Origin of the sequence: Lentzea sp. NPDC059081 (assembly GCF_042738015.1) — a bacterium.
Lineage (GTDB): Bacteria > Actinomycetota > Actinomycetes > Mycobacteriales > Pseudonocardiaceae > Lentzea.
This window is the reverse complement of record NZ_JBHYGW010000030.1, coordinates 36,878-59,467: the sequence shown is the minus strand read 5'-3', so window position 1 is coordinate 59,467 and position 22,590 is coordinate 36,878. Positions and strand designations below refer to the sequence as shown.

At 68.6% G+C, this 22,590-nt stretch carries 23 protein-coding genes; 18 read left to right on the top strand and 5 right to left on the bottom strand.

All coding sequences use genetic code 11. The features are described 5' to 3' along the window. Window positions 1–40: 40 nt before the first annotated feature. Window positions 41–649, bottom strand: coding sequence for a hypothetical protein (locus ACFWV3_RS38675; RefSeq protein WP_382418897.1), 609 nt, complete (start codon window positions 647–649; stop codon window positions 41–43). Window positions 650–759: 110 nt separating this feature from the next. On the opposite strand from ACFWV3_RS38675, the gene ACFWV3_RS38670 reads away from it, so the two are divergent. The 5 genes from ACFWV3_RS38670 (at window position 760) to ACFWV3_RS38650 (ending at window position 5,665) form a co-directional block, all read left to right on the top strand. Beyond that, a complete protein-coding gene (locus ACFWV3_RS38670; RefSeq protein WP_382418896.1) occupies window positions 760–2,049 on the top strand; it encodes an adenylosuccinate synthase in 1,290 nt (429 codons plus the stop codon). An 83-nt stretch (window positions 2,050–2,132) separates the two neighbouring features. After that, window positions 2,133–2,900 (top strand): ABC transporter permease, encoded by a 768-nt coding sequence (locus ACFWV3_RS38665; RefSeq protein WP_382418895.1) that lies wholly within the window; start codon window positions 2,133–2,135, stop codon window positions 2,898–2,900. Next, entirely contained in the window at window positions 2,885–3,586 is a 702-nt protein-coding gene (locus tag ACFWV3_RS38660) for an ABC transporter ATP-binding protein (RefSeq protein ID WP_382418894.1), read from the top strand. Before ACFWV3_RS38665 ends, ACFWV3_RS38660 begins: the two co-directional genes overlap by 16 nt. Continuing rightward, window positions 3,570–4,544 (top strand): ABC transporter substrate-binding protein, encoded by a 975-nt coding sequence (locus tag ACFWV3_RS38655; protein WP_382418893.1) that lies wholly within the window; start codon window positions 3,570–3,572, stop codon window positions 4,542–4,544. The genes ACFWV3_RS38660 and ACFWV3_RS38655 overlap by 17 nt, the downstream gene beginning before the upstream one ends. Continuing rightward, entirely contained in the window at window positions 4,541–5,665 is a 1,125-nt protein-coding gene (locus ACFWV3_RS38650; protein WP_382418892.1) for an LLM class flavin-dependent oxidoreductase, read from the top strand. Before ACFWV3_RS38655 ends, ACFWV3_RS38650 begins: the two co-directional genes overlap by 4 nt. Window positions 5,666–5,669: 4 nt before the next feature. On the opposite strand, the gene ACFWV3_RS38645 is transcribed toward ACFWV3_RS38650, so the two are convergent. Both ACFWV3_RS38645 and ACFWV3_RS38640 read right to left on the bottom strand, forming a co-directional pair. Continuing rightward, window positions 5,670–6,752: a glycerophosphodiester phosphodiesterase gene (locus tag ACFWV3_RS38645; RefSeq protein WP_382418891.1), complete on the bottom strand. Its 1,083-nt coding sequence runs from the start codon at window positions 6,750–6,752 to the stop codon at window positions 5,670–5,672. Window positions 6,753–6,818: 66 nt separating this feature from the next. Beyond that, window positions 6,819–8,366, bottom strand: coding sequence for a Na+/H+ antiporter (locus ACFWV3_RS38640; protein ID WP_382418890.1), 1,548 nt, complete (start codon window positions 8,364–8,366; stop codon window positions 6,819–6,821). 152 nt (window positions 8,367–8,518) lie between these two features. Between ACFWV3_RS38640 and ACFWV3_RS38635 the strand changes: the two genes are divergently transcribed. Genes ACFWV3_RS38635 through ACFWV3_RS38620 form a run of 4 tightly spaced genes read left to right on the top strand, consistent with a single transcriptional unit; the run spans window position 8,519 to window position 13,556 of the window. Further along, window positions 8,519–10,411, top strand: a complete 1,893-nt coding sequence (locus tag ACFWV3_RS38635) for a TRAP transporter permease (protein ID WP_382418933.1) — start codon at window positions 8,519–8,521, stop codon at window positions 10,409–10,411. Further along, window positions 10,398–11,378 (top strand): TAXI family TRAP transporter solute-binding subunit, encoded by a 981-nt coding sequence (locus tag ACFWV3_RS38630; RefSeq protein WP_382418889.1) that lies wholly within the window; start codon window positions 10,398–10,400, stop codon window positions 11,376–11,378. Before ACFWV3_RS38635 ends, ACFWV3_RS38630 begins: the two co-directional genes overlap by 14 nt. 16 nt (window positions 11,379–11,394) lie before the next feature. Then, window positions 11,395–12,651: a phosphoribosylamine--glycine ligase gene (purD, locus tag ACFWV3_RS38625; protein WP_382418888.1), complete on the top strand. Its 1,257-nt coding sequence runs from the start codon at window positions 11,395–11,397 to the stop codon at window positions 12,649–12,651. Beyond that, complete coding sequence (locus ACFWV3_RS38620; protein WP_382418887.1) at window positions 12,648–13,556, top strand: ADP-ribosylglycohydrolase family protein; 909 nt, start codon at window positions 12,648–12,650, stop codon at window positions 13,554–13,556. The genes purD and ACFWV3_RS38620 overlap by 4 nt, the downstream gene beginning before the upstream one ends. On the opposite strand, the gene ACFWV3_RS38615 is transcribed toward ACFWV3_RS38620, so the two are convergent. Continuing rightward, window positions 13,546–14,394, bottom strand: a complete 849-nt coding sequence (locus tag ACFWV3_RS38615; protein ID WP_382418886.1) for a GyrI-like domain-containing protein — start codon at window positions 14,392–14,394, stop codon at window positions 13,546–13,548. The two genes, ACFWV3_RS38620 and ACFWV3_RS38615, sit on opposite strands and share 11 nt — an antisense overlap. A gap of 193 nt (window positions 14,395–14,587) precedes the next feature. Here ACFWV3_RS38615 and ACFWV3_RS38610 point away from each other — a divergent pair, with 193 nt between their 5' ends. The 9 genes from ACFWV3_RS38610 (at window position 14,588) to ACFWV3_RS38570 (ending at window position 22,044) form a co-directional block, all read left to right on the top strand. After that, entirely contained in the window at window positions 14,588–15,037 is a 450-nt protein-coding gene (locus ACFWV3_RS38610) for a hypothetical protein (RefSeq protein WP_382418885.1), read from the top strand. A 2-nt stretch (window positions 15,038–15,039) separates the two neighbouring features. Further along, window positions 15,040–15,624, top strand: coding sequence for a DUF3558 domain-containing protein (locus ACFWV3_RS38605; protein WP_382418932.1), 585 nt, complete (start codon window positions 15,040–15,042; stop codon window positions 15,622–15,624). A 9-nt stretch (window positions 15,625–15,633) separates the two neighbouring features. Then, window positions 15,634–16,911, top strand: coding sequence for a hypothetical protein (locus ACFWV3_RS38600; protein ID WP_382418884.1), 1,278 nt, complete (start codon window positions 15,634–15,636; stop codon window positions 16,909–16,911). Between the two features lie 25 nt (window positions 16,912–16,936). After that, the gene (locus ACFWV3_RS38595; protein ID WP_382418883.1) at window positions 16,937–17,671 is read left to right on the top strand and encodes an ESX secretion-associated protein EspG; all 735 of its coding nucleotides are present in this window, start codon (window positions 16,937–16,939) and stop codon (window positions 17,669–17,671) included. 135 nt (window positions 17,672–17,806) lie between these two features. After that, complete coding sequence (locus ACFWV3_RS38590) at window positions 17,807–18,112, top strand: hypothetical protein (protein WP_382418882.1); 306 nt, start codon at window positions 17,807–17,809, stop codon at window positions 18,110–18,112. A 1-nt stretch (window position 18,113) separates the two neighbouring features. Further along, complete coding sequence (locus ACFWV3_RS38585) at window positions 18,114–19,274, top strand: transglycosylase SLT domain-containing protein (protein ID WP_382418881.1); 1,161 nt, start codon at window positions 18,114–18,116, stop codon at window positions 19,272–19,274. Between the two features lie 606 nt (window positions 19,275–19,880). After that, window positions 19,881–21,011, top strand: a complete 1,131-nt coding sequence (locus tag ACFWV3_RS38580) for a pyridoxal phosphate-dependent aminotransferase (RefSeq protein WP_382418880.1) — start codon at window positions 19,881–19,883, stop codon at window positions 21,009–21,011. 98 nt (window positions 21,012–21,109) lie between these two features. Continuing rightward, window positions 21,110–21,259 carry a hypothetical protein gene (locus tag ACFWV3_RS38575; RefSeq protein WP_030465871.1) on the top strand — a complete coding sequence of 50 codons (150 nt, stop codon included), beginning with the start codon at window positions 21,110–21,112 and terminating at the stop codon, window positions 21,257–21,259. A 59-nt stretch (window positions 21,260–21,318) separates the two neighbouring features. Continuing rightward, the gene (locus ACFWV3_RS38570; RefSeq protein WP_382418879.1) at window positions 21,319–22,044 is read left to right on the top strand and encodes a potassium channel family protein; all 726 of its coding nucleotides are present in this window, start codon (window positions 21,319–21,321) and stop codon (window positions 22,042–22,044) included. Here ACFWV3_RS38570 and ACFWV3_RS38565 read toward each other — a convergent pair. After that, window positions 21,988–22,590, bottom strand: a complete 603-nt coding sequence (locus tag ACFWV3_RS38565) for an HAD-IA family hydrolase (RefSeq protein ID WP_382418878.1) — start codon at window positions 22,588–22,590, stop codon at window positions 21,988–21,990. The genes ACFWV3_RS38570 and ACFWV3_RS38565 overlap by 57 nt on opposite strands.

The window sequence follows — 22,590 nt, the reverse complement described above, 5'->3', positions numbered from 1 at the left end:
GACGAATTACAAGTTGACAGATAGTCCCTCAAGACAATGCTCACACGCCTCGAACGAGCCTCAGGTCCTCGGTGTGGCGGTACCAGGTCCACTTGTCGACGGCCCGCGGGTGCTTGTGGCCGTCCAGCACGGCGGTGGTGGGCAGGCAGCCGAGCTGGAACGCGCGCGGGCGGCTCTCCTTGACCTTGGACCCGATCAGGCGCCTGTTGACGATCCTGACGACGAGCCCCAGCCCGCCCTCGGTGTCGGGCGTGCACTCGATCCGCGACGCCTGCCCGCGCAGCACGTTGTCCGCGTCGCTGTAGCCGACGCCACGAACGGGCGACAGCACGCCGAGTCCCATGAGGACACCGCCGACGTCGTCGCGCACGAACGGGACGGGATCCACGTCACCGTTCAGGGCGACGTCCAGCGCGCGTTCCTGGTTCGTCGAGAGGCCCCAGAGCGCGGCCACCGCGGACTCGCCGGTGGGCACGTAACCGAGCGCTACCGAGCCGAGCTTCTCCTTGCGCAGCAACCGGACCGCGACCGCCGCGAGGTCGGCGTCCGTGCCCACGACGACGAGCCGTTCCGCGTCCAGGAAGGGGTCGACGTGGTCCTTGCCGGGGCGGGACGGGACGACGTGGACGTCGTCACGTTGAGTGATCATTGGCGACTGCGTGTTTCCGCAGGCCAACACGATTCCGTGCACGGTCATCTCCTGGTCTACCCTCGCTTACCGGCGTTCGCTCGAACCAGTCCAAGCGCTTGGAGTTTCACATGCCGGCCGTCGTGCTGATCGGTGCCCAGTGGGGCGATGAGGGCAAGGGGAAGGCCACCGACATCCTCGGTGAGCGTGTCCAGTGGATCGTCCGCTACCAGGGCGGCAACAACGCGGGTCACACCGTGGTCCTCCCGGACGGCCAGAAGTTCGCCCTCCACCTCATCCCGTCCGGCATCCTCACACCCGGCGTGAAGAACGTGATCGGCAACGGCGTCGTGGTCGACCCCGGCGTGCTGCTCGAGGAGCTCGCGGGCCTGGAGGAGAAGAACGTCGACACCAGCAGCCTGCTGATCTCGTCCGACGCGCACTTGATCATGCCGTACCACGTGGCCATCGACAAGGTGACCGAGCGCTACCTGGGCAAGGCGAAGATCGGCACGACCGGCCGCGGCATCGGCCCCGCCTACCAGGACAAGCTCGCCCGCGTCGGCGTCCGCGCGCAGGACCTGCTGGACGAGAAGATCCTGCGGCAGAAGGTCGAGGCCGCCCTGGACTTCAAGAACCAGGTGCTGGTCAAGGTCTACAACCGCAAGGCGCTCGACCCCGAGCAGGTCGTCGACCAGGTCCTGGAGCGCGGCCAGCACTTCGTGCACCGCATCGCCGACACCCGCCTGCTGCTCAACCAGGCGCTCGACCGCGACGAGATCGTGCTGCTGGAGGGCTCGCAGGGCACCCTGCTCGACGTCGACCACGGCACCTACCCGTTCGTCACGTCGTCGAACCCGACGTCGGGCGGCGCGGCCGTGGGATCCGGTGTCGGCCCGACGCGGATCAACACCGTGATCGGCATCCTGAAGGCCTACACGACCCGCGTGGGCTCCGGTCCGTTCCCGACCGAGCTGAACGACGACATGGGCGAGTTCCTGCGCAAGCAGGGCGGCGAGTTCGGCGTCACCACGGGCCGGTCGCGTCGCACCGGCTGGTTCGACGCCGTGATCGCCCGCTACGCCTCGCGCGTCAACGGCATCACCGACTACTTCCTCACCAAGCTGGACGTGTTGTCGGGCCTGGAGAAGGTGCCGGTCTGCGTCGGGTACGAAGTGGACGGTCGCCGGGTCGACGAGATGCCGATGACGCAGACCGACGTGCACCACGCCGTGCCGGTGTACGAGGAGCTGCCGGGCTGGTTCGAGGACATCTCGGCGTGCCGCTCGTTCGAGGAGCTGCCGGCCAACGCGCGCTCCTACGTCGAGTACCTGGAGAGCATCAGCGGTGCCCGCGTGTCGGCGATCGGCGTCGGTCCCGGCCGCGACCAGACCATCGTCCGGCACGACGTTCTCGGCTGACCCAGACTATCTCGAAGTACGACGCATTTTCACGATTTGGGCGTCGTTGACGAAGGGCCACGGCTCGCCTGTAATTCGGCACCGTGGCCCTTTCGCTTGCTCGGAAAACCACGCTGCCGGTGCGCTGGATCAGCCCGGTGGCGCTGGTCCTGCTGTGGCAAACCGCCAGCTCAACCGGTGTGCTGCCGCCGGAGAAACTGGCTTCCCCGCTGACCGTCGCGCAGTCCGCCGGTGAGCTGATCGCCGACGGCCAATTGATCGACGCATTTCTGGTTTCGCTGGGCCGGGTTTTCTTCGGATTTCTCATCGGCGGCCTGGTCGGAGTCGTTCTCGGCCTTGTTTCCGGCCTTTCCCGGTGGGGCGAGACGCTGCTGGACCCGCCTGTCCAGATGTTGCGCACACTTCCGCACCTCGGCCTGATCCCGTTGTTCATCCTGTGGTTCGGCATCGGCGAGGAACCGAAGCTCGCGCTCGTCGCGGCCGGTGTCGCCTTCCCCCTCTACCTCAACCTGCACGCCGGAATCCGGCAGACCGATCCCGGTCTCGTCGAGGCCGCCCGCGCGCTCGGTTACAGCCGCTACGAACGGATCGTGCACGTCGTGCTGCCCTCCGCCGTGCCGCAGACCCTGGTGGGACTGCGGATCGCGCTCGGCACCGCGTGGCTGTCGCTGATCGTCGGCGAGCAGATCAACGCCGACTCCGGGCTCGGCTATCTGATCAACAACGCCCGTGAGTTCCTCCGCACCGACGTCGTGGTCGTCGGTCTCGTGGTCTACGCGCTCCTCGGACTCTCGACGGACGCGCTGGTCCGGTTGCTGGAAAGGAGAGTGCTGCGATGGCGAGCCCGGTGAGCGTGCGCGGACTGAGCAAGGCTTTCGGTGCGCGAACGGTTCTCGACGACATCGACCTGGAGATCGCTCCCGGCGAGTTCGTCGCCCTGCTCGGCCGCAGCGGCTGCGGGAAGTCGACGTTGCTGCGCATCCTCGCGGGCCTGGACCGGGAGGTCACCGGTGAGGCGCGGGTCGACGGCACGGTGTCGATCGCGTTCCAGCAGCCGCGCCTGCTGCCGTGGCGCAAGGTCTGGCGCAACATCTCCCTCGGCCTGCACAAGCCCGACGGCCGCGCGGTGGCGTTGAAGGCGCTGGAGGAGGTGCGGCTGGCCGGTCACGCCGACGCGTGGCCGCTCACGCTGTCCGGCGGTGAGGCGCAACGGGTCTCGCTCGCCCGCGCCTTGGTGCGCGAGCCGGACGTGCTGCTGCTCGACGAACCGTTCGGCGCGCTGGACGCGTTGACCAGGCTCGCCATGCACCACCTGGTGGAAGACCTGTGGGACCGGCACAAGCCCGCCGTGCTGCTCGTGACGCACGACGTCGACGAGGCGTTGCTGCTGGCCGACCGGGTCCTCGTGCTCGACGGGGGCCGGATCGTCGCCACGCACCACGTCGACCTGCCCCGCCCGCGCCGCCGGGCCTCCGTTGTGGAGCAACGCACCCGCGTGCTCGCCGACCTGGGAGTGGACGTTGAAGAAGCCGCATAGCCGGAGCTGGCTCACCCTGCTCGCCGCGATCCTGTTCACCACCGGCTGTTCGACGGCCACGCAGTCGCAGGACACCCCGGCCGCCGACGTCGTGCTGAAGGTCGGCGACCAGAAGGGCGGCGCGAAGTCGCTGCTGACCGCCGCCGGTCTGCTGAACGACTTCCCCCACAAGCTGGAGTGGTCGACCTTCACCTCGGGCCCGCCCCTGCTGGAGGCCGCCTCGGCCGGCGCGATCGACGTCGGCGGTGTCGGGAACACGCCGCCGATCTTCGCCGCCGCCGCGAACGCGAAGATCGCCGCGGTCGGCTCGTCCCAGGGCAACGTGGACAGCGACGCGATCCTGGTGCCCGCGAGCTCGCCGCTGAAGACGGTGGCGGACCTCAAGGGCAAGAGCATCGCCGTCGCCAAGGGGAGCTCGGCGCACGGGCAGATCCTCACGACCCTGCGCGCGGCCGGCCTCACGACCAAGGACGTGACGCTGAACTTCCTGCAGCCCGCCGACGCCTACGGCGCCTTCACCCAGGGCAAGGTCGACGCGTGGGCGACCTGGGACCCCTACACCGCGCAGGCCGAGAAGGAGGCCGGTGCGCGCGTCCTCGCCGACGGCAAGGGCACCGCGAACGGCTACGGCTTCCAGGTCGCCGGCAAGAAGGCGTTGGAGGACAAGGGGAAGGTCGCCGCGATCAAGGAGTACCTGATCCGGTACTACAAGGCGCAGAAGTGGGCCGACGAGCACCGCGAGGAGTGGGCCAAGGCGTGGTCCGCGGAGACCGGCCTGAAGTACGAGGTGGCGCTCGCCGCCGTGCAGCGGGGCGGTGACCTGCCGGTGAAGCTGGACGACACGGTGATCAAGTCGGAGCAGCAGCTCGCGGACGCGTTCACCGAGGACAAGACGTTGCCCGGCAAGGTCGACTTCGCGAAGTTCGTGGACACCCGGTTCCAGGGAGATCTCGCATGAGCATCACGCTGCACTGGTTCCTGCCGACGTCCGGCGACGGGCGCACGGTCGTGGAGCACTTCCACGCCAACCGCGCCCCGGCCGCGGGCGCCCGCCGCGAGCCGGACATCGACTACCTGGCGCAGATCGCGCGCACGGCCGAGCAGGTCGGGTTCACCGGCGTGCTGACGCCGACCGGGACGTGGTGCGAGGACGCGTGGCTGACGACGTCCGCGTTGATCGCGCAGACGAAGACGCTGAAGTTCCTGGTGGCGTTCCGGCCAGGCGTGCTGTCGCCGACGCTCGCCGCGCAGATGGCCTCGACGTACCAGCGGATCTCCCGCGGCCGGTTGCTGCTGAACGTCGTGACCGGCGGCGACTCCGTTGAGCAGCAACGGTTCGGCGACTGGCTCGACCACGACCAGCGCTACTCGCGTACCGACGAGTTCCTGCAGATCGTGCGCGGGATCTGGACCGGCAAGCCGTACACGTTCCAAGGTCAGCACTACCAGGTGCAGGACGCGACCGTGCTCGCGCCGCCGGACCCGGTGCCGCCGATCTACTTCGGCGGATCGTCGGACGCCGCTCTGCCGGTGGCCGCCGCCCGCGCCGACGTGTACCTGACCTGGGGCGAGCCGCCGGCCGACGTAGCGGCGAAGATCGCGCGCGTGCGGGCGTTGACGGACCGGCCGATCCGGTTCGGCATCCGGCTGCACACCATCAGCCGGGACACGTCGGCGGAGGCGTGGGAGGCGGCCGCGAAGCTGCTCGACGCGCTCGACCCCGAAGCGGTGGCGAAGGCGCAGGCTCAGCTCGGCGCGTCGGAGTCCGTGGGGCAGCAACGGATGGTGGCGTTGCACGGCGGCGATCTCAGCCGTGGCGTGCGCGGGCTGGAGATCTACCCGAACCTGTGGGCGGGCGTCGGTCTGGTGCGTGGCGGTGCGGGAACGGCGTTGGTGGGCTCGCACTCCGAGGTCGCCGACCTGATCGAGGAGTACCACTCCATCGGCATCGAGGAGTTCGTGCTCTCCGGCTACCCGCACCTGGAGGAGGCGTACTGGTTCGGCGAGGGCGTGCGGCCCCTGCTGAAGCAGCGCGGGCTGCTCGACGGGGACCGCACGCTTGCTCTGACCGGCGTTTGATTTCTCAGCGCTTGACCTTGGCCTCGACGGCCGTGTCCGGGTTGTCCGCGAACACGCCGTCAAGTCCCTGCTTGAAGAACAGGTCGTACTCCTCGAAGGCCCGGCCGTACGCGGCCGGGTCGGTCGAGGACCGGAAGTCGGCCGGCAGGAACGAGTTCTCGTTGCGGAACGTCCAGGAGTGCACGACCAGGCCGACCTTGTGCGCGTCCTTGACGACGGTCGTCGGCGCCTTCAGGTACCCGTTGGCGTCGCGCGGGATGATGATGTCCTTGGTGAGCCCGACGCCGTCCGCGTACGAACGCACCTCGCGCAGCCCGGCCGGGGTGACCAGGTCGGCGTAGGTGCGCTTGTCGCCGGCCACCACGAAGTCGTACGGCGCGCCCGACCCGTTGACGAGCTGGACGATCGGCACCCGCAGCGACTTGGTGAGCTGCTTGAGGTTCGCCACCTCGAACGACTGCACGTAGACCTTGGCGCCGCTGCGGTTGAGACCGTTGCGGTTCAGCAGGTCGACGAGCTTCGGCTCCAGCGCGAGACCGATCGACTGGAAGTACGTCGGGTGCTTGGTCTCCGGGTAGATGCCGATCTCACGGTGCAGCTCGCGGGACAGGCGCTTCGAGAGGTCGACGACCTCCTGGAAGGTCGGGATCTCGAAGCGGCCGTCGTAGAGCGTGTTGCGCGGGCGGATCGCGGGGATGCGTTCCTTGGCGCGCAACGTCTTCAGCTCGGCGAGCGTGAAGTCCTCCGTGAACCAGCCGGTGATCGCGACACCGTCGACGGTCTTGGTGGTCTTGCGCCCGGCGAACTCCGGCTTGGTGTCGACGTTCGTGGTACCACCGATCTCGTTCTCGTGCCGGGCGACGAGCTTGCCGTCCTTGGTGGGCACCAGGTCCGGCTCGATGAAGTCGGCACCCATCCGCGCCGCGAGCTCGTACGACGCGAGCGTGTGCTCTGGCCGGTACGCCGACGCGCCGCGGTGCCCGATGACGATCGGGCCCTTGTCGTCGTGTGCCGAGGCGGAGGGCAGGGTTGCCACGACCGCACCCGCGAACACGAGCACTACGGCGGCGAGACCTCTCCGATGCATCGTTCGACCTCCCATTTCGTGTTGAGAGCGCACCCAAGCATCGCAACACGAAATGCAGGTGAACGGTTACTCACGGGACAGTGCGGCTTCTTCCAGGTCCAGCTCGCGCAGCACCCGGAACAGCACCTCGTCGTCGATCTCGCCCTTGTCCCTGGCCTTGATGAACTCGTCACGTTCGGCGCCGAGCATCACCCGCCGCAGCCTGCGGTAGGCGGCCGCCGGGCTTTCCTCCTCCTGCCGCCCGAGCCGTTCCCACGCGGCGTTGCCCCGGTGTTCGGCCAGCGACCGCAGCTGGTCGCGGACGTGGTCGGGGGTGTCGTCGACCTCCTCGTCCAGCCTCGTCACCGCGGCCTGCGCGGCCCGGTGCTGGACCTGGGCCTCCGCCAGCGCGTCCTGGCGCGCGTCGTCGCCCTCGAAACCGATCTTGTTGATCACCCACGGCAGCGTCAGGCCCTGCAACAGCAACGTGGCGACCGTGACGACGAAGGCGCAGAACAGGATGACGTCGCGTCCCGGCACGTTCTCCGGGATCGCCGCGGCGGCCGCGAGGGTGACCACGCCGCGCATGCCGGCCCAGGCGATCACCGTGACCTGCCCGAGGTGCGGCGGCTTCTCCCGTTCGCGCAACCGCTTCGACAGGTACCGCGGGATGTAGGTGGCCGGGTACATCCACACGAACCGCGCGAGGATCGTCGCCAGCAGCACCGCTCCGGCGCCGAGCAGCAGGGCGGTGTCCAGCTCGACGTCCCGGATGATCGCCGACACCTGCAGGCCGATGAGCGCGAAGACGAACGCCTCCAGCAGCGCGTCCAGCGCCTTCCACACGGCGGCGTCCTGCAGCCGCGTCGAGTACTTGCCGCGCGGCGAGTGGTGGCCGACGTAGAGACCGGCGACGACGACCGCGAGCACACCGGAGACGTGCGCGACCTCCTCGGCGAGCAGGTAGGCGCCGAACGGCACCAGCAGCCCCAGCGCGCTCTCCAGCACGCCCTCGCAGAGCCGCTTGCGCAGGAACCGCACCACCACGCCGACGACCAGGCCGACCGCGATACCGCCGGCCGTGACCAGCAGGAACAGTCCGACGCCCTCGACGGGGTGCATGGCCGCTCCCGCCGCGGCGGCGACCGCGACCTTGAACGCGGTGAGCGCCGTGGCGTCGTTGATCAGGCTCTCCCCGACCAGCAACGTCATCGCGCGGCGTTGCAGCCCGAGCCGGCGGCCGATCGCGACGGCGGCCACGGCGTCCGGCGGGGCGACCACGGCACCCAGGACCAGTGCGGCGGCGAACGGCAGGTCCGGGAAGACCATCTTCGCCGTCACGCCGACCACGAGCGTCGTGAACAGCACCAGTCCCACCGCGAGCAGCCCGATCGGCCGCAGGTTCGCGCGGATGTTCAGGTACGAGCTGTCGAGCGCGGCGCTGTAGAGCAGCGGCGGCAGCACCACCAGCAGGATCAGGTGCGGGTCGAGCTCGAACTCCGGCACCCCCGGTATGAACGAGACGACGAGCCCGACGGCGACCAGCACCAGCGGTGCCGACAGGTTCAGACGGCGCGAGATCGACGTGACGACCAGCGCGCCGAGCAACAGCAGCAGGAGTTCAGGCCCGACCATGCGCTCATTCTGCGTAATGGCGGAAGCCCCGACAGCACGAGTCTTTGCACTCCCTTTGGAATGATCCTCTCCTGCTGTGATCGCGACCACAGTACGGTCGGTCCGTGGCCAACCCGGACCTCGCCCGCATCGTCGCGGAGCACGACGAGGAGATGCCGTCGCGCTCGCTCCCACCCCGGTGGGAACGAGCCCTGTGGGTCGCCGGTCTGCTGATCGCGCTCCTCGTGCTGAAGCAGGTGTTCTTCCCGTTCGCCAAGGGGAGCCAGTACTACCTGATCATCTTCCTGGCGGTGACGCTGCCACTGGTCTTCCTGGCCTACGGTCGCGGGCACACGCCGCCGTGGTGGGACTGGGTGCTGGCGTTCCTGGCGTTCGCCGTCGCCTCCTACCCGTTGTTCGGCGGCTACGACGAGTTCCTCGACCGGCAGGGCCTGCTGACGCCGCTGGACGTCGTGGCGGGCACGGTGCTGCTCGTGCTGATCCTGGAGGCCTGCCGGCGCACGACCGGCTGGGTGCTCCCGGTGGTGTGCCTGGCGTTCATCGCGTACGCCTACTACGGCGGGTACCTGCCGCAGACGTGGTCGCTCGCGCACGCCGGCGTCGACTTCTCGCAGATCATCAACGGCTTCTTCAACGACGCCAGTGGGTTCTACGGCACGCCGTTGGACGTGGCGGCGACCTACATCGTGCTGTTCACGATCTACGGCGCCGTGCTGGACGCGTCCGGTGCGGGCAAGTTCTTCGTGGACGTGAGCTTCGCCGCGTTCCGGAAGTCGCGGACCGCTCCCGGCCGCACGGCCGCCACCGCGGGCTTCCTGCTGGGCACGGTCTCGGGATCCGGTACGGCGACCACGGTGTCGCTCGGCGCCGTGACGTGGCCGATGCTGCAGAAAGCCGGGTATCCCAAGGAGAACGCGGGCGGGCTGCTCGCCGCGTCCGGCATCGGTGCGATCCTGTCGCCGCCCACGCTGGGCGCCGCGGCGTTCATCATCGCCGAGTACCTCGAGGTCTCCTACCTGGAGGTGCTGGTCTGGGCGATCATCCCAACGCTGCTCTACTACCTCGGCATCGCGCTGGCCGTCGAGGCCGACGCCCGGCGGTTCGGGGCCAAGCCGGTCGACGTGGACGCGCCGCGGTTCTGGGACGTGCTCAAGCTCGGCTGGTACCACTTCCTGTCGCTCGGGATCATCATCGTGTTCCTGGCGCTGGACATCCCGGTCTACAAGGCGGTCGTCTACGCGACCGGTGTCGCCGCGCTGTTCGCCTTGATCAACCACCGGCGCGAGTGGTTGCGGCTGATGGCGAACGCGCTGTCGACGGGGGTGCGGTCGGCGTTTCCGGTGATCGCGGTGTGTGCCGCGGCCGGTGTCGTGACCTCGACGATCACCAAGACCGGGCTGGGGGTGGTGCTCGCGGGGAAGTTGGTCGAGTGGGCTTCCGCGCTGGCGTCGTCCCCTGTCGCGATCCTGATGCTGACGGCGGTGTTCGCGGCCGTCGCGGTGTCGGTGCTCGGTCTGGCTGTGCCGGTGACGGCGTCGTTCATCATCTCGTGGGTCGTGATCGGGCCGGCGTTGATCACGCTGGGCGTCGAGCCCGCCGAGGCCGCGATGTTCATCTTCTACTACGCGGTGCTGTCCGAGGTGACGCCGCCGACCGCGCTCGCCGCCGTCGCCGCTGCCGCGCTGACCGGCGGCGACGTGATGAAGACGATGTGGCAGACGTGGAAGTACACGCTGCCGGCGTTCCTCGTGCCGCTGGCGTTCGTGCTGACGGAGTCCGGTTCCGCACTGCTGCTGCGCGGTCCGTTGCTCGACTCGGTGTGGACGTTCGGGGCGTCCGCTCTGGGGGTCGCCGCCCTCGCCGTGCTGACGGGCGGCTGGTTGTTCGGTCCCGCGCGCTGGCCGGAACGCCTGTTGTGCGTGCCGGCGGCGTTGTTCCTGCTCTACCTGCAGCCGTTGACGATCGCCATCGGGGCCGGGTTCCTCGTGGCGGCCGTGGCGGTCCACCTGGTCACCCGTGGGAGGGTTCGCGATGCAGTTGCGTAGGTACGCGATCGGTGCGGTCGCATTGGCGCTCGTGGTGTCCGGCTGTGGCGGCAAACGCACGCCCACGACCCCGGACGCCTCCGGCGGCGGGGCGTCCTGCGAGGCGTCCGACGGCAGGATCACGATCGCGACCGGCAACTCCGGAGGCGTGTACTTCGTGGTCGGCGGCGGGCTGGCGAAGCTGATCAGCGACAACTCGAAGCTGAAGGCGTCGTCGGCGGAGACCGGCGCGTCCGTGCAGAACATCCAGCAGCTCGTCGCCGGCACGTACGACATCGCGTTCTCGCTGGCCGACACGGCCGCCGACGCGGTGAACGGCACCGGTGCGTTCAACGGCAAGAAGGAGAAGGTCGCGGCGCTGTCGCGGATCTACCCGAACTACACGCAGGTGCTGGTCAGGGCCGACTCCGGGATCAACTCGGTGGCCGACATGAAGGGCAAGCGGATCTCGACGGGCTCGCCGAAGTCCGGCACCGAGGTCATCGCCGGCCGCCTGCTGAAGTCGGCGGGGCTGAACATCGACTCGGACGTGGCCGCGCAGCGCCTCGACCTGACCAAGACCGCGGACGGGATGAAGGACGGCAGCATCGACGGCCTGATCTGGTCGGGTGGTCTGCCGACGCCGCAGATCACCGACATCACGACGTCGTTGAGGGACCGGGTGAAGTTCATCGACATCACCCCGCTGCTGCCGGAGATGAAGAAGATCAGCCCGGTGTACGACTCGGCGCCGATCCCCGCGGCGACCTACGGCGTGGCCGAGGTCTCCACGATCGTGGTGCCGAACCTGCTGCTCGTGCGCGAGGACTTCGCGGCGAACAACGCGTGCGCGGTGACCAAGCTGATCTTCGACAAGAAGGCTGACCTGGAGAAGGTTCACCCGGCCGTGAAGGACATCGCGAAGGACAAGGCCTCGGCCACGGATCCCGTCCCGCTGCACCCTGGGGCGAAGCAGGCGCTCGGCTGAACTACGCTGGGCCATCGTGCGCGTCCTGGTCATCGGGTCTGGAGCCCGTGAGCATGCCCTTGTCCTCGCGTTGTCACGCGACCCGCAGTTGACTGCCTTGGCGTGCGCGCCGGGCAACGCGGGAATCGCGGGACACGCCGAGATCTACGGCGTCGACGTCGCGGATGCCTCGGCGGTCGCCACCCTCGCGAAGGAGTGGAAGGCCGACCTCGTCGTCATCGGCCCCGAACAACCACTGGTCGTCGGGGCCGCCGACGCGGTCCGCGAGCTCGGCATCCCGTGCTTCGGCCCTTCTCGTGCGGCTGCCTGCATCGAGGGCTCGAAGGCGTTCGCGAAGGACGTCATGAACGCCGCGGGGGTGCCGACCGCGCACAGCGAGGTCGTGGACAACCCGGCGCGTCTCGACGCCGCTCTCGCGCGGTTCGGGCCGACGTGGGTCGTGAAGGACGACGGCCTGGCCGCCGGCAAGGGCGTCGTGGTGACGTCCGACCTGGCCGCCGCCCGTGCGCACGCGATGACGTTGCTCGACGGCGGCCACCCGGTGCTGCTGGAGTCGTTCCTGGACGGTCCCGAGGTCTCCCTGTTCTGCGTCACCGACGGCGTGTCGGTCGTGCCGCTGCTCCCGGCGCAGGACTTCAAGCGCGTGGGCGACGGCGACGCGGGCCCGAACACCGGCGGCATGGGTGCGTACGCGCCGCTGCCGTGGGCGCCCGAGGGCTTGGTCGACGAGATCGTGTCGCGGTGCGTGCAGCCGGTCGTCGACGAGCTGCGTGCGCGCGAGACGCCGTTCGTGGGGCTGTTGTACGCGGGTCTGGCGCTGACGTCGACCGGTGTGCAGGTGATCGAGTTCAACTGCCGCTTCGGCGACCCGGAGACGCAGTCCGTCCTGGCGCTGCTGAAGTCGCCGATCTCGGCGCTGTTCCTGGCGGCCGCCAACGGTTCTCTCGGGGACCTGCCCGCTCTGGAGTGGGAGAACGGTTACGCCGTGACCGTCGTGGTCGCCGCCGAGGGCTACCCGAACCGGCCGCGCACCGGTGACGTGATCACCGGCTCCGAGGCCGAGGGCGTGCTGCACGCCGGGACGCGCCGCCGTGAGGACGGGGCGGTCGTGTCGTCCGGCGGCCGCGTGCTGTCGGTCGTGGGCACCGGCAAGTCGTTGTCGAAGGCCCGTGACCGTGCCTACAAGCGGATCGAGGACATCCACCTGACCGGCTCGCACCACCGTTCGGACATCGCCCTGAAGGCGGTCGACGGCAAGATCACAGTGCCGTGAACCTCCTCGGGTGTCTTCTCGGAGGGGCCGTCGGCGACGCACTGGGCGCGCCGATCGAGTTCTCGTCGATCGACGAGATCCGGCGCCTGCACGGCCCCGACGGCGTGGTCGACCTTCCGTTGCTGGAGATCACCGACGACACCCAGATGGTGTTGTTCACGTTGGAGGGCCTGATTCTGGCCCGCCGGCACGGTCTGGACCCGATGCTGACCGTGCGGGCCGCCTACGCGCGCTGGCTGCACACGCAGGGCGGCCCGCTCGTCGAGGACGACGGCTGGCTGATGTCGGACCAGCGCCTGCACTCGCGGCGGGCGCCGGGCCACACCTGCCTGACCGCGTTGAGGCACAACGAGAAGAACAACTCGAAGGGCTGCGGCGGCGTGATGCGCGCCGCCCCCGTCGCGGTGTGGTCGTCCGACGTCCGCGAGGTCTTCGAACTGGCCGTCGGCACCGCGCGCATGACCCACCACCACCCGAGCGGCTACCTGTCGGCAGGCGTCCTGGCGGTGATCGTGCGCGCGTTGTTCGACGGAGCGGATCTACCTTCGGCCGTGGCGGTGTCCCGTGCCGAACTGGTCCGCTGGGACGGTCACGAGGAGCAGACCACCTTGCTGGACAAGGTGATGGGCCTCGGCCCGCTGACCCCGGAGGAGATCGAGTCCTCGCTGGGCGGCGGCTGGGTGGGCGAGGAAGCCCTGGCCATCGGCCTGCACGCCGCCCTGGTGGGCGCGGACTTCCCGTCCGCTGTGCGGCTCGCCGTGAACCACTCGGGTGACAGCGACTCGACGGGGTCGATCTGCGGCAACATCCTCGGCGCCCGCGACGGCGTTGCCGTGATTCCTTCGTCGTGGCTTTCCGTGCTGGAGCTGCGAGACGTGACCGAACGCCTCGCGCTCAGCTGGTGACCGGAATCCACAGCTCCGCTCGCGCCGTGTCGCCGTCGATCTCCGTGTGCAGGATCGACGGCCCCTCGACGCTCTCGTAGCTGTTGGACGGGAACCACTGCGTGTAGACGTCCCGCCACATGTACTGGATCGTCTCCGGATACGGCCCCTCGCTCTTGAACACCGCCCACGTGTTCTTGGGCACCGTCATGACCTCCATGTCCTCCAGCGCTTCCTGGCTGGTCACGACCCCCTGGAAGTAGTCGAGCATGCTGCCCTCCTCGACGCCCTCCTGGTTGGACGTGAGCGCCAGCATCCCGGCCGGCTCCCCGTCGCTCAGCTGTTTGATGCGCTCCAGCGTCGGCATCCCGATGCCCTTGACGAACTCGACGATCGCGGGGTTCTGCCCCAGGTGCACCAACGGCACTCGCGTTCCGCGGCCCACGACCCGGAACTCGTCCTTCTCCACGATCCGGTACTCCATGCTCGTGCTCCCTTCGACAACCAGTCTGAACGTGAGAATCTGCTGTGACTGCAACGGTTTCTTCTGCGTCCGCGCCTCTTGCGGGTTGACCCCGTGCACGGCCCTGAACGCCCGAGCGAAGGCCTCGTTGGACCCGTAACCCCACTTGGTCGCGATGTCGAGCAGTGAGCCCTGTCCACTGAGGACCTCTGCCGCCGCTCTGGTGAGCTTCCTTCTGCGCACGTACTCGCTGAGCGGCAACCCGGCCAGCGCGCTGAACATCCGCCGGAAGTGGTACTCGCTGGTCCCGGCGATCCGGGCGAGCCTGGTGACGTCGACCTCACCCTCGAGGTCGTCCTCGATGCGGGCCATCGCTTCGTTGAGTCGTTCCAGCACGCCCCGAACGCTAGGCGGCTGAGTTCCCGGGCACCCGACTTCCTGTGCCCGATCCGATCGGCCCTGCGTACCGAGGGTGACGTGGGAACCGACAGCGGGTGGAGTTCGTCCAACCACAGGTCCGTATTACGCAGGCGTTGGTAACCTGCGAAGTGGGACCGAACCGTTACCGACCGTACGGGGGTAGGACGTCGTGACACAGGAGAACGCGGGGGCGGATGCCGTTCTCGGTGCCGCTGCGGGACTGGCTGGTGGCGCGGTGGCTGGTGCGGTCAGCGCCTTCGCGGCTGCTTCGGCGGTGATGGACCGGCTTTCGTCGGGCCCGTCGACCCAGAAGTTCCACGTCGAGAAGGACACCGTCATGCAGGCGGGCAAGGTCATCAACGACCAGTGGCTGCTCCTCAACGAGGCTTACATTCGCATCACGCCCAAGCTCCGGATCGTGACGATGGACGGCAAGGTCACTTCGGACGTCGTCAACGCCTGGAATGACCGCCTGCTGTTCCACGATGATTCGTACGCGAGCCGCATTCAGGCTTACATGAAGTCCCTGGAGAGCCTTTCTGATCAGCTGAGGGAGTCGGCGAAGCAGTACGGCTTCACCGAGGAAGAGATCCAGGCGACGTTCAAGCCGAAAGCGTGAAGATGCGTATCTCCAAGGTGGCTGCCGTGGTGGCCTTCGCGGCAATCCTGTCGGCTTGTACGGGAACTGCCGGCGAGAAAGGCACCCCCACTCCGGCGCCGCAGACAGGCTCGTCGTCCGGGTCCGACAGCAAGTTGCCGGAGCGTCCGGCGAGCTTGAAGGTCGACTCTGTGGACACCTGCAAGCTGCTGACGGCTGACCAGATGAAGCAGGTCGAGACGCTCGCCTCCCGGCCGGAGAACCTCGAACTGGTCGAGGGCAAAGAATCGGCCAGCTGCCACTATTCGAATGCCGGCCGCTACACTTACACAATTGGCGCCGTCACTCACAAAGGTGTCGACTACTGGCTTCAGGGTGGAAACTTCACCACCAAACTGATCAAGGTTGCCGACTACGGTGCGGTGAAGATCGAGCTGTCCGGCGGTAGCGGCTTCGACTGCTCCGTGGCGGTTGACGTGGCCGAGGGTGAGCAGCTGATGGTGAGCTACATCCCGACCACGACAGGTGAAAAAGACCAGTCCGTGCTCTGCGGCAAGGCCGAGAAAGCCGCTGGTTTCGCGCTCGCGACGCTCAAGACATTGAAGTGAGGGGGAGCCATGTCGGGATATCGGCAGCTCAGTGACTGGAACTTCGACGGTTGGTCCAACCAGGATCTCGCCAACGAGGTCCAGAAGCTCTCGGGCACCACTGCCGCCATCAAGTTCGGCGAGGCTTCTGCGGCGCTGCGAGAACTGGCCGGCACCCTGGAGTCCGTCGACAAGACGATCCAGGGCGAGCTGAAGAAGCTCGAGATCGACTGGGGCGGCGCGGCCGGCGAGAAGGGCCAGCAGAAGACCGACGTGGTCGCCAAGGGCATCGACGACAGCAGCCAGGCGTCGGACCAGAACTCCCAGGCCATGACCCAGCAGGGCGAGAGCACCAGCACCGCCCGCTACAGCACCCCGCCCGCCCAGGACCTCCGCGGCGACACCCAGCAGAACTTCGGCGACAAGGTCGCCGGTTTCGTCGGCATCGAGACCGACCACGCCGCCGAGGTCGAGCAGACCAACCAGGCGCGCCAGCAGGCCATCGACAGCCTCAACGGCTACGTCTCGAACAGCCAGGGCTCCCTCGACGGCTTCCGCGCCCCCGACAAGGCACCCGACATCGTCGTGACGAGCGGCGCCGTGGCCACGCCCGTCGGCACTCCGGTCGGCCAGCCGCAGGTCGGCACGCCCGGCATCCCCGGCGGACCCGGCTTCACCGGCACGCCCGGCAGCCCCGGTGCGCCCGGTGTCCCGCTCACCCCGACGCCCGGCATCACCGGCGGCGGCGTGCCCGGCAACTCCACCGGCATCCTGCCCGGTGTCACGCCCGGCGGGATCCCCGGTGTGTCCGGCCTGCCCAAGCCGATCCCCGTTCCGTCCGCGCTCAACACCGCGCTGACCGCCGGGGCGAGTGGTCTCGCCGGCGCGACCGGTGGCGCTCGTGGACCGCAGGTCGTCGGCGGTGGGCGTGGGCCCAGCCAGGCGCCGAAGACTCCCATCGCGCCCGCCGGTCCGAAGGGTGCGCCCAGCACCATCGGTGGCGGCAAGGGCGGTGCGGGCGGGGCTGGTGCCGGTGCGGCCGGCAAGGGTCCCGGCGGCGCGATGACGCCCGGTGGCGCCAGCGGTGTCGGTCCCGAGGGCAACCGTCCCGGTGCCGCTGCCGGCCGGGGTGGCGTCGGGGGCAAGGGTTCCGGCTCGCTCATGTCACCCGCGGCCGGCGGTGCCAGGGGCGAGGGCGAGGAGGACGGCGAGCACGTGAACAAGTACGGCGTCGACTCCGACGAGATCTTCGGCGACGACCGCATGGTGGTCCAGTCCGTCATCGGCGAAGACCCGAAGGACCAGTAAAACCTTGAGCTCACCAGGTTCTGTGGTGCTGTCCACAGTGGAGTTCGCCGTGGTCTGGGAGGCGCAACGCCTCCCGGCCGCGCACGTCGCGCTGGACACGCGGATTCCGTCCATCACCCACACCGAGAAGGCCGAGGTGGTGAAGCGGGCCTGGGAGTCGCTCGAGTCACGAGACCTGGCCCGCAACGGCCGGGTCTCGCCAGAACTGGCCGACGGGTTCGCGTTGCTGGGCAACCACCAGGTCGCGATCGACCTGTGGATCTGGGCCGACCGGGAGATCAAGGGACTCGCCGCGGCCATCGGTGACGAGGCGATGCTGGCGGTGCAGGACCGCGACGAGATGTGGCTGATCCCGGCCCGCGGCACCGCACTCGCCGAGGCCGCGGTGTCGGTCGCCGGCGAAATGCCCGCCGGGTTCGGGCGGTCGATCAGCCTGCCCTACGACGACCTGGTGGCCGCCGCCAAGAACGTCGGCCTCGACGCCCAGCGCATGATCACCACGTTGGAGCGCCAGGGACTGCGCCTCGGCGACGCCCAGGAACTCGCCGCAATGCTCGACGGCATCTCCACCCGCGGTCAGTTCGGTGTGCAGCGCAACGGACGACGTGCCGGCCGAGTTGTTTCCTTCCACGACACGCACAACGGCCGCTATCTCCGTCAGCTCAAGCCGAGCAGCGACGGGCGTCAGTGGTGCACGATCACCCCGGTCGACAACCACCGCCTCGCCGGTTCCGTCTGGGAGCTGTTGCAAGAAGTCTGATCACGGAACCCCCACCCGTGCCCGCCCGTCGAACAATCGACGGGCGGGCACGGTCGTTCGAAAGAGCGAATCGACGCCCCGCCCGGTGAAAATCGTTCTATGGTCTTCGAGGGAACGGCGAGGGGGTAGGTGCGCGTGGCTGTCGCGAAGTTCAACAGTGAAGCCATGGAACAGTGCCGCACGACCGTGAGCAGTCAGGCCGGACAATTCGGCGCGATCGGCGACGGCTTTTCCAATCAGTACGGCAATCCGGACATTTTCGGGAAACTCGGATCTTCCGGCGCCGTCTCCGGCGCGGTGACCGCGATGGACCAGGCGGGCGCGCAGGAGTTCGACGCCGCCGAGAAGGTGCTGCGCAAGGTCGAGAGCACGATCGACGTGATCCAGACCAACGTCGACGACGTCGAGGAAACCACCAAGAACTCCTTCAGGGCGGTGTGACGTGAGCGCGATGGACGAGGTCTCCGCACTGCCCGGCGGCGCCGAGCTGGCCGCACTCGCCGACAAGATCGAGACTGCTCAACCCCAAGCCGTGCGCGACATCGCGAGCCGCTGGAAGCAGGCGGCGGGCAAGTGCGGCGACCAGACGAACGTCCTGCAGAAGTCCGTAACGCAGCTCGACGGCGCCTGGGAGGGCAAGTCCGCGGACGGCTTCGTCGCCTACATGGGCACCGTGACGAAGTGCGGCACCTCGATGGCCGACGCGCTCAACGGCGCCGCGACCGACCTGGAGGCGGCCGCGACCGCGTTGGACACCGCGAAGACCTCGATGAGCCGCACCTGCGAGACCCTCCTGAGCCGCGCCCGCCAGACGCGCCAGCAACTCCACGGCCAGCCGCAGGAGGACGTGGACAGCGTCATCCGCAGCTACGTCGCCGAGGCCGTCTCCGATGCCAGCCCCGTGATCGCCCAGGCAGAATCCGCCGTGAGCTCCGCGGCCGGCAGCCTGAAGGGCCGCCCCGGCGCCCTGGCACCGAAGTTCTCGACCCTCGAAGACCCGAACACGCAGTCGTTCGTCCCGGCACCCGGCAAGCCGATCGAGTGGGCCCCGACCCCGCCGCCCGACGACTCCACGAAGCAGTCCGCCGTCGCGGACACCAAGCCGCAACCGACTGCCACTCCGGCCTCTGGTGATCACGGCGGCGGTGGCGGCGGCGCTTCCGGTGGTGGAGGAGGCGGCGGTGGCGGCGGTGACATGGGCGGCCTCGGACCGAGTGGTGGTCCGCCCTCGGGCAGCCCGCCGCCTGGCAACGTCGAGGAGTGGATCCGCGAGGCCATCAAGATCCTTCAGGCCAACGGCATCCCCGTCACCGACGAGAACATCGACGAGATCTGGAAGATCATCGAAAAGGAGTCGAGCGGCAACCCGCACGCCATCAACCTCTGGGACTCGAACGCCCAGGCGGGCACCCCGTCCAAGGGCTTGATGCAATGCATCGACTCGACGTTCAACGCCCACAAGCTGCCGGGCCACGACGACATCTGGAACCCGGTCGACAACATCATCGCCGGCGTCCGCTACACGTTCTCGCGCTACGGAGGCTTCGAAGGCCACCCGGGCCTCAAGGCAATGGCTCAAGGCGGCGGCTACCAAGGGTATTAGTGTCGCTCGATCGGGTGAGCTTTGTCCGGAATCCGGCCCAGCTCCGTCCTGTAGGTCGTGACGGAAAAAGGCCGGGTTTCGTTTGTCCACACCCACACGGGTAGTGAATGTCCTGAAACACCTCGTCGTTTCTCCCGCATATGGGGAAGCGCGGGGACAGCGGCCGGAGGCGAAGGGCGGAACGGGTCGAGGAGGTGTGGCGTGTGGAACGGCGAACGAGCCGCCTCGCCGGGGGACGACGGGGTCCGATGACGGGCGCGAGTGATGGGCGACGGACGGGCGCACGCGCGCGTGGGGTGTTGCGGGAGAAATGGCCGCCGCTCGTGACGACGTATCGGCGCGAGATGGGTGGTGGCCGCAGGAGTGTTGGGCTCGGGCTGGGAGCGGCACGGCTGCGATGGGCACGGGCTGCGATGGGCTTGGACTGCGAGGAACTCGGGCTGCGTTCGGGTGCGGTGGATGGACTGGCAAAACCCGCAAGGGTGCGTGAGTGAGGCGGCTACCGGTGTGCGCGTCGAACCCGCTGGGCGGCATGTGAGCGGGATGGCAAGGCGAGCGCCCGGAAAGCGGAGCCTCGGCTGGGCGATGGGGAGTTAGCCTGGCGGCATGTTGACCGTGGCTGCTCGCGCCGACGTCCCGCCCTTCCACGTCATGGACGTGTTGTCCGCCGCCGCGCGCAGGCAGCGGACTCACGGCGACGTGATCTCGCTGGCTGCCGGCCAGCCGTCCAGTCCGGCGCCGCGGCCTGTGCGGGGGGCGGCGGTTCGGGCGCTGGGTGAGCAGGCGCTGGGGTACACCGAGCAGTTGGGGATTCCTGAGCTCCGCGGGGCGATTGCCGGGCACTACCAGCGGCAGTACGGGCTGGCGGTCGACGCGGATGATGTCGTGGTGACGACCGGGTCGTCGGGGGCGTTCACGTTGGCGTTTCTCTCGGCGTTCGACGCCGGGGATCGGGTGGCGTTGGCGCGGCCCGGGTATCCGGCTTACCGGAACATCTTGAAGGCGTTGGGGTGCGAGGTTGTCGAGTTGCCGTGTGGGCCGGAGACGCGGTTTCAGCCGACGGTCGAGATGTTGGATCCGTCGCTCAAGGGTGTGATCGTGGCCAGTCCGGCCAATCCCACCGGGACGGTCGCGGATGTCGAGCCCATCGCGAAGTGGTGTGAGGGCAACGGGGTTCAGCTGATCAGCGACGAGATCTACCACGGGATCAGCTACGGCGAGCCGCTCCGGTGTGCCTGGGAGGTCTCGCGGGAGGCGATCGTCGTCAACTCGTTCTCCAAGGCGTTCGCGATGACCGGGTGGCGGCTGGGGTGGATGTTGCTGCCGGAGAGGCTGCGCAGGGCTGTGGACTGTCTGACGGGCAACTTCACGTTGTGTCCGCCGGCGTTGGCGCAGTACGCCGCGGTCGAGGCGTTCCACGAGGACTCGTACGCGGAGACGGCTGCGGATCTCCAGCGGTACAAGGTGAACCGGGACCTGCTCGTCGGAGGGTTGAGCGATCTCGGGATCGACAAGCTCGCGCCTGCGGACGGGGCCTTCTACGTGTACGCGGACGTCCGGCACCTCACGGACGACTCGATGGGGTTCTGCCGCCGGCTGCTCGACGACACCGGTGTGGCGATCGTGCCCGGCATCGACTTCGACCCTGTGGACGGGCACCACTTCGTGCGGCTGTCGTTCGCGGGCGCGACCCAGGACATCGAGGAAGCCCTGCGGCGGTTGAAGGCCTGGCTCTGAGCGACCGAGCGACCGAGCGAGCAACCGGGCCCCAACGCGGCTGGGCGAGCAACAAAACGGGCCGCCGGGACGTTCACAGCGAAAGAGGGAGGAACGTCATGTGGGCGATCATCGGGTGGCTGGTGGCGATCTGGATCGTGCTGGCCGTTGTCGGCGCCGTCGTGAAAGGGTTGTTCTGGCTCGCTGTGATTGGAGGACTACTCCTCGCAGGCACCGCGGCTTACGGTGCGATCAAATCCAGGAGATGACCCTCGAATCCGGGAGCTGACCCCTGGATTAATTCCAGAACTCCGCTCACCATGAACTGGTGCTGGTTGCCGGTGAAGCCCGCCTCGAGCGGTGGGAGCGGAAGGTCGAGTGGCCGTTGACGGCGCTCGCCGTGCTGTTCCTCGTCGCTTACGCCTGGCAGGTGCTGGACGACCACGCGGCGTTGCACCTGCCGCTCGAGGTCGTGTTGTGGCTGGTCTGGGGTGTGTTCGCGGCGGACTACGTGATCCGGTTCTCGTTCGCGGTCGACAAGTTCCGGTTCATCAGGACGCACCTGTTCGAACTTGCTGCCGTCGTGCTGCCGATGATCAGGCAGCTGCGGGTTCTGCGGTTGATCACCGTCATCACGTTGCTCAACAAGAAGTTCCAGCACAAGATCAGGCAACGGGTCAGCATTTACGTCGCCGGCGTGACGATAATCGTCGGGTTTTGCGCGAGCCTCGCCGTTCTCGATGCGGAAAGGCACGCGGAAAACGCCAGCATCACCACGTTCGGCGACGCGTTGTGGTGGACGCTGACCACCATGTCGACGGTCGGGTACGGCGACCGCTACCCCGTCACGGCCGAGGGGCGGATGGTCGCCGGGTTGCTGATGGTCGGCGGCATCGCGCTCCTCGGTGTCATCACCGGCACGATCGCCAGCTGGCTCGTGGAGAAGCTGCGCGGTGTCGAGGAAGCGGAGCTCGAGACCGCGCAGGAGCTCCGGAGCCTACGGGCCGAGATCGCCGAACTCCGCGCGCAGCTGGGTGCGCGCAGCGAGGGCTGAGGTCCACAGGCGGGCGTCCCAGCCCGCGGCCAATGCACCGTCCACGTTGGACTGGCGGTCGTCGTAGAAGACGATCTCCGACGGCGAGCAGCCGAGCACCGACTCCACGTGCTTCCAGATCGTCGCGTCCGGCTTCGCGTGCCCGAGGTCGCCCGAGAACACCAGGTGACGGAAGTGCCGGGCCCACGACACCTTCTCGGCCAGCCGCGCGAACGTCGACGGCGCATTGGAGAGCAGTGCCAGCGGCACGTCCAGGGCGGCCAGGTCCTCGATCAGCGCCACGGTCTGGAGCACCGGGTCGTCGAGCCAGCCCGCGTTGTCCATCGCGGTGAGCTCGAAGACGAGGGCGTCGTCCAGGTCCACGCCCAGCGCGGTGCCGATGCCCGCCCAGTACGCGGCGTCGGTCCCGCCGCGGTCGTAGGCGTCGCGGTCCCAGTACGCGGTCTCGAACACCTCCAGCGTCACCCCGAGCTTCGCCGCCATCGCGGGCCGCGCCGGGTTCCGCTGGCTGATCACCTCGCCGAAGTCGAACACGATCCAGCGCAT

What these genes read in the sequence shown, in the direction of transcription:
- ACFWV3_RS38675 (WP_382418897.1), bottom strand. Translation starts at nt 649, where the DNA reads ATGATCACTCAACGTGACGACGTCCACGTCGTCCCGTCCCGCCCCGGC.
- ACFWV3_RS38670 (WP_382418896.1), top strand. Translation starts at nt 760, where the DNA reads ATGCCGGCCGTCGTGCTGATCGGTGCCCAGTGGGGCGATGAGGGCAAG.
- ACFWV3_RS38660 (WP_382418894.1), top strand. Translation starts at nt 2,885, where the DNA reads ATGGCGAGCCCGGTGAGCGTGCGCGGACTGAGCAAGGCTTTCGGTGCG.
- ACFWV3_RS38650 (WP_382418892.1), top strand. Translation starts at nt 4,541, where the DNA reads ATGAGCATCACGCTGCACTGGTTCCTGCCGACGTCCGGCGACGGGCGC.
- ACFWV3_RS38645 (WP_382418891.1), bottom strand. Translation starts at nt 6,752, where the DNA reads ATGCATCGGAGAGGTCTCGCCGCCGTAGTGCTCGTGTTCGCGGGTGCG.
- ACFWV3_RS38640 (WP_382418890.1), bottom strand. Translation starts at nt 8,366, where the DNA reads ATGGTCGGGCCTGAACTCCTGCTGCTGTTGCTCGGCGCGCTGGTCGTC.
- ACFWV3_RS38635 (WP_382418933.1), top strand. Translation starts at nt 8,519, where the DNA reads ATGCCGTCGCGCTCGCTCCCACCCCGGTGGGAACGAGCCCTGTGGGTC.
- ACFWV3_RS38630 (WP_382418889.1), top strand. Translation starts at nt 10,398, where the DNA reads ATGCAGTTGCGTAGGTACGCGATCGGTGCGGTCGCATTGGCGCTCGTG.
- ACFWV3_RS38605 (WP_382418932.1), top strand. Translation starts at nt 15,040, where the DNA reads ATGCGTATCTCCAAGGTGGCTGCCGTGGTGGCCTTCGCGGCAATCCTG.
- ACFWV3_RS38600 (WP_382418884.1), top strand. Translation starts at nt 15,634, where the DNA reads ATGTCGGGATATCGGCAGCTCAGTGACTGGAACTTCGACGGTTGGTCC.
- ACFWV3_RS38580 (WP_382418880.1), top strand. Translation starts at nt 19,881, where the DNA reads ATGTTGACCGTGGCTGCTCGCGCCGACGTCCCGCCCTTCCACGTCATG.
- ACFWV3_RS38575 (WP_030465871.1), top strand. Translation starts at nt 21,110, where the DNA reads ATGTGGGCGATCATCGGGTGGCTGGTGGCGATCTGGATCGTGCTGGCC.
- ACFWV3_RS38565 (WP_382418878.1), bottom strand. Translation starts at nt 22,590, where the DNA reads ATGCGCTGGATCGTGTTCGACTTCGGCGAGGTGATCAGCCAGCGGAAC.